The 5,632-nt window shown below is 69.2% G+C and carries 4 protein-coding genes; all 4 read right to left on the bottom strand.

Features of this window, described 5'->3' with window-relative positions; all coding sequences use genetic code 11:
• A partial coding sequence (locus tag ACWGID_RS40770) for a hypothetical protein (RefSeq protein ID WP_452204756.1) occupies window positions 1–1,583 on the bottom strand: 1,583 nt, incomplete at its 3' end.
• The gene (locus ACWGID_RS40765) at window positions 1,576–2,400 is read right to left on the bottom strand and encodes a hypothetical protein (RefSeq protein WP_452204755.1); all 825 of its coding nucleotides are present in this window, start codon (window positions 2,398–2,400) and stop codon (window positions 1,576–1,578) included. The genes ACWGID_RS40765 and ACWGID_RS40770, both read right to left, overlap by 8 nt.
• Entirely contained in the window at window positions 2,400–4,685 is a 2,286-nt protein-coding gene (locus ACWGID_RS40760; protein WP_452204754.1) for a glycosyltransferase family 2 protein, read from the bottom strand. The genes ACWGID_RS40765 and ACWGID_RS40760 overlap by 1 nt, the downstream gene beginning before the upstream one ends.
• A gap of 54 nt (window positions 4,686–4,739) precedes the next feature.
• Window positions 4,740–5,489, bottom strand: a complete 750-nt coding sequence (locus ACWGID_RS40755; RefSeq protein WP_452204753.1) for an N-acetyltransferase — start codon at window positions 5,487–5,489, stop codon at window positions 4,740–4,742.
• Window positions 5,490–5,632: the final 143 nt, after the last annotated feature.

The raw sequence follows: 5,632 nt of genomic DNA, 5'->3' as shown, positions 1-5,632 counted from the left end.
GACATCGCATAGGTGCGGGATCCGCGGATCAGCTCGTGGGCCGCCTGCAGGCGTTGGAGTTGCAGGCGCAGCTCGCGGATCCGGTTCTCGCGGGTCTTCATCGCCTTGTTGCGGAACCCGAGCGTGCGCTCCAGACCGTAGACGTGCCCCTTGAGCTCGAACAGCTCGTGCTTGGCCTCTTCGGCCTCGGTCAGGGCGCTGCGGACGTCGATCGCGTGCGTGCTGGTGCCGAGTACGGCGGTCAGGGCCGCGGCCAACTCTTTGCCTCGGGCAACCTGCTCGGTGGCGGCCGGGAGGGTGTCGGGAGAGGTCGCCTGAAGTTGTTCCGGCGCCTCGACGCCGGACATGCCGAGCCAGGCGGAGACCAGGTCGTCGCCCACCATCCACGGCGGCCACGGGTGCCGCCGGTGCTGGCCGATCAACCGGTCCTGGAACCGCGACCAGGCCGCCGCCAGCAGGTCTTCCTTCTCGACGGGCTCGTCGGTCACCCACGCCGAGACGCCGTACGCGAAGGACTCGCCGTCGTAGATCACGTCGTCCCAACGGACGATCACCCGCGAGGTGGTCACCCACTCGCCGAGATCCGCGGCCAGCTTGCGGAAAGCGGGCACGTCCTCAGCCGCCGCGAGGCGGAACAACACGGTCTCCACCGACACACCCGAGGAGATGGTGGCGGGGACGACTGTGGGGTCGAAGGACAGACCTTCAGAACCAGAAGGTGTGTTGGTGACCGAGGTGTCCCAGCCCGTTAGGGTCTGGTCTGCGGTGAGGACTGCTTCGGCCGTCTGGGAGTAGAGGTCGTGGGCGCCGTGCGCGCCTGCGATGGCGACCCAGCCCGTGGGGACCGCGGCCAGCAGGCCGGCTCGGGCGGCCGTGTCGATGCCCTCGTGGGCCGGGGACAACAGCGGTACGTCGACCGACTCGAGCGCGCCGATCGCCAGTCGCGTCGGGAGCTCACCCGGACGGGCCCCGGCGGCCACGTCGCTGCGGACGAACGTGCGGGACCCGAAGTCGGCGTACACCTCGGTCTTCCACGGCAGCGCGGTCTGCAACTGGTCGACCGACACCGGACGGGTGGGGTCGTCGTGCAGCGGCCGCCACTCGTCGTCGCCGTGGCGTTCGTCGGCGGGCCGGCTGTCCAGCAGGTTCAGCAGCGAGAACTCGTTCTCCACCCCGAGTACAACGACCGCGTCCGGCGTGGTCAGTGCGGACAACGCGGCCAGCCGCGCGCTCCAGGACAGGTCGTCGCTGTCGTACCCGAGCAGGCGGTCGAGACCGTCGCTCGCGATGATCACGTCGTACGGGTCGGTCTGCAGGCCGTCCAGCGCACCGGCGATCACCTGCAGGTTCGGACCGAAGTCCTCACCGAGCTGCTGCGCGTCGGCGACCGAGCGCACCAGGATCGTCACGTCCGCGGAGTGCGCCAGCACCGACTCGATCAGGTGCGGGGCATGCGGCCCGAGGATCAGCGTCCGCCGGTTGGCGGGGACGACGTCGGTCAGCAGCGCCGCGAGCGCGGGCCGCGCCGTCGTCTGATCGCTCCACGGCTGCATCTCCCCGCGAACGACCTGCAGTTCAGACACGCTCTCTCCAATCGAACAGGCTTCGCAGTTCCGCGGGCGGCATCATCCAGGGTTTGCCGAGCTCGAGGTCGGTGGTCGCCCGGGCGGCTTCGAGGTCGATCGAGGTGCCGAGCATTTCCGGCCACAGGCGCTCGATCCGGCTCTGGCCGCCGAACAGCGGGTTCTCGCCTTCCATCTCCATCGGGTCGCCGTACACGGCCGGCTCACAGCCCGCCGCGATGCCGTAGAAGATCGCGGTCGACAGCCGGTTGGCCGCGACCCGCTTGTGCTTGCGCAGCTCGGCGAGCTGCTTGAACAGGAAACGCCGGTCGGTCCCCTCGTAGGAGAAGCCGCGGCGCCCGAACGACACCACCCGGAAGCCCGCGTCCTCGTAGAAGCCGCGTACCTCGGGCCGGTCGAACTCCGTGTAGTACAGGCTGAAAGTCACCGGACCGGGCTCGGTCTCGCGGATCTCGTCGATCAGCCGCTGGTGGTCGCCGTGGATCTTGCCGCCCTCCCACCCGTGGAAGAGGAACCACAGCGTGCCCTCGCGCTCGACCGGTTCCTCGGGCTCCTGCTCGAGCTCGAGCAGGTACAGGAACGGCGCACCGATGCTGTGGTAGTTCCGCCGGCCCAGCGAATGCCCGCGTCGCTTCGGGGCGTCGCTCCAGGTGAACCGCCAGGCGCCGTCGTAGAACTCGTGCACCGGGTTCCAGCCGCAGCCGATGTTCCAGCCGTGCTGCAGGTACCCCCGCAGCCGCGGCGGGTGGTCGAAGTCGAACCCGGCGTACCGCGACAGGATGTGCGTCTGGCCGTAGTAGTGGTTGTGATGATGCATCAGCGCACCTCCACGTGCAGAGTGCCGGCGTGTGGTCGAACGGCGAGCGCGTGTTCCCCGTGGGCGATCGCGAGTGGCAATCGGCTGCACAGGAAGGGCTCGCACTGCACGGCGTGCGCCGTACCGTCGTCTTCGGAGGTCGCGAACAGGATCCAGTCGGCCAGCGCGGCGAGCGGGTCGACCGAGACCTGCACCGCGGTCGCCGGGATCAGCCCGTCCACGTCGACCGCCGCCGCCCAGCCATCGGCGGTGACGGTACGACGGCATTCGACGTCCAGGTGGTCGTCGGAATCGGCCAAGTAGCGCCGCCAGCTGAAGCTCACGTCGCGGCCGGACACGCCACGCACCACCAACTCGTTGCCGTCAGCAACCGCATGGGTCGCGGTGGTCCGGATCGGCGACTCGTGCAGGTTCACGTACCCACCGGTCGACCGGGTCAGCGTCACCACGCGCCCCTCCTCGACCATCGAGACGGCATCGTCACCGGCCGTCCAGAGCAGCACGCGCTGCTGCTCCTCCGGACCGCGCACCTTGAACGAGCGCGTCGTCCGCTGACCGAACGGGTCGTCGTGGTTCGCCGCCGCCCGCAGATCGCGGATCGGCAACCGGGCCGTGAAGTCGCGGCCGTCGAGCTCGAGCGGGATCTCCTCCTCGCCACCGACGACCGGCCGGCTGAGGAACAGCGCCGGCTCGTCGAACGACGCGTGGCCATGAAGCACCAGCTCGTCGGCGGTCCGCTCGACCGCGGTCAACCGGCACGGGTCCGTCAACCGCCGCAACGAGAACCAGCCGTACTTGCCAGGCCCCGGCTGGATCCAGCTCGTCTCGTCGATCCAGGCACCGGGGGGCCAGCCGGGACTTCCCGGGCCCTGACTGCCGAGCATGCCCTTCCGGTCCCGCCGCCCGGACTGCATCTTCACCTCGAAATGCGCCGGGTTCCCGGTGCATTTCGCCAGCAGTTCCTGGTCCAGCAGTACCTCGAACCCGACGAGCGCCTGCTCCCCGTGCAACCCGAGCGCGTCGTACCGGCGTACCTGCAGCGGGTACGACGTGTCGCCGACGGCCAGCGCGACCTGCAGCGTCGACGTCCGGTCGGTCGCCAGGTGCCGGATCTCGGCGGTGCCCTTGACCGACAGCTTGCCGTCGACCCACACCACCTCGCGCACACTCGTCGCGAGCGTCAGGTCCTGCTCGCGGAGCTTGTACAGCGCCCGCGGTACGACGGATTCGCCCAGGCCCGGGTAGTTGTAGTCGAGCTGCTTCGACCGCCGCGACCTCGGTACGGCGCGGGCGCCGCCACGCAGCCCACCGGAATTCCGGAACACCGCGAGCCGGCGGAGCAGGTCGACATCACCGGCCCGCAGCGCGGCGTGCTGGATCCGATCGTACCGGTGGGTGACCGCCAGCACCCCGTCGTCGAGCCGGTAGAGCAGCTCGCGGGACAGGTCGACCAACGCCTGCTCGTCCTCCGCCGGCACGCTGCCGAACGCGGACATCAGCGTCAGTACGTCGATCTGCGCCAGGTGCGCGTGCGTGCGCCGCCGTACCGCCGGGACCGCGTCCTCGACCAGGTCGATCACCATCCCGGCCGACGTCACCCGGTCCCGGATGTTGCCGAGCTGGAACTTCTGCTGGGTGATCGACTCGCCGGACTCGCGCTCGCGCCAGTAGTAGACGGCCTGGGTGATCGTGTCCACGGTGACCGCATCCAGGTGCGCCTTGAGCGCGACCGGATAGTCCTCGTAGCGGATCGGCGGGAACGTGTAGCCGTTCTCGGTCCAGAACGAGCGGCGGTAGACCTTGTTCCAGAGCATCCGGTCCAGGACCAGGTCGGGGAACTCGGTGACGTGGGTGGCATGCCGGACCCGCGCGAACGGCTGCTTGTGCAGCCACGACGGCCGCACTCCGAAGCTGTTGTTGAACCGGCGCGCGTTACCGCCGGCGATGTCCGAGCCGGTCCGGTCCAGGGTTCGGACCAGGGCGGCGAATCCGTACCGGGAGACCAGGTCGTCGCCGTCGACGAAGGCCAGGTACTCACCGGTCGCCTCGCGGATCCCGCGGTCGCGGGCCGGTCCGGGCCCGGCGTTCTGCTGCTGGATCAAGCGGAACCGGGGGTCCTTGGCGCAGAAGTCCTTGGCCACCACGGCACTGTCGTCCGGGGAACCGTCGTCGACCAGGATCGCCTCGAAGTCGGTCCAGGCCTGCCGGGCGATCGATTCCAGGCAGTCCTCGAGATACTCGCCGACGCCGTAGAAGGGCACCACCACGCTCAACCGCGGCGTCACTACGGTGTGTCCTTTCTCGAGGTCGGCAGACAGTGGGCCCCCAGCGCACTCCTACTAAGCGGCAACGAGATGCACCGTCAGAAGGTTATGCACGGGTTCGAAGCCGTAGCGGGCCCAAATCCTTTGGATGCCGGTCTGGTGGGTCTGGGTAGTGACGACGAGCCGCCGGGTCGCGCAGACGTCCTCGACCGCGGCCAGCAGGTGTCCGTAGCGGCGACGGCCCTGCTCGGCCGGGACGACGCCGGCCAGCTGGACCTCGGTCCACGACCGCTGCTGGTCGATAGCGGCCAGTGCGAGCACCCGCCGGTCCGGTCCGCGCAGTACGACGGCTCCCGCGTCGGCGATCCGCCGCCGGGCCCACTCCTGCCGGCCGGCCAGTGCCCTGGACCGGTCGAAGACCGGGTCGGAGCAGTAGTGGTTGCCGGAATCACCGAAGACGTCCGCGACCAGGTCGTCCACCACGTCGTCGGCGGCCTGTGGTTCGAGCTGCGCGGTGAACCCGGCCAGTGGCGCGGGCCGCCGGCCTTTGCCGACCGGGAGCGACCAGCAGACGACCGTGTCCGCGAGCAGCGCCTGCCGCGGTCCGTTCGCGAGCGCGGCGAACCAGGTGGTTTCGCGGGCCGGATACCGGAGCACAATGACGTCGGCCGTCGACTTCTCGACCGCGGCCAGCACTTCGGCGAGTGGCGTGCCGGATGATGCGGACACGCACATCCGGTCGATGGACACCCCGAAGCGCTTCGCCGCGTCCACCGACGGCCGCACGGTGAGCTCACCGGCCTCGAGCGCGTCGTACCAACTCATAGAGCGCTGAGCTTAAGGCATCGGGGTTACCACTTGTGTGGGGGGGCGGAAGCCCCGGAGGCACACACCCCCAGTAACACACAAAAAGTTTGGCCACATAGATTAAACAATATTTATAAAAAACACACGAAAAAGAATGGGCG

The sequence above is a fragment of the Kribbella sp. NPDC054772 genome (assembly GCF_053611945.1).
This window is presented reverse-complemented; position numbering and strand designations above follow the sequence as displayed.

What these genes read in the sequence shown, in the direction of transcription:
- ACWGID_RS40765 (WP_452204755.1), bottom strand. Translation starts at nt 2,400, where the DNA reads ATGCATCATCACAACCACTACTACGGCCAGACGCACATCCTGTCGCGG.
- ACWGID_RS40755 (WP_452204753.1), bottom strand. Translation starts at nt 5,489, where the DNA reads ATGAGTTGGTACGACGCGCTCGAGGCCGGTGAGCTCACCGTGCGGCCG.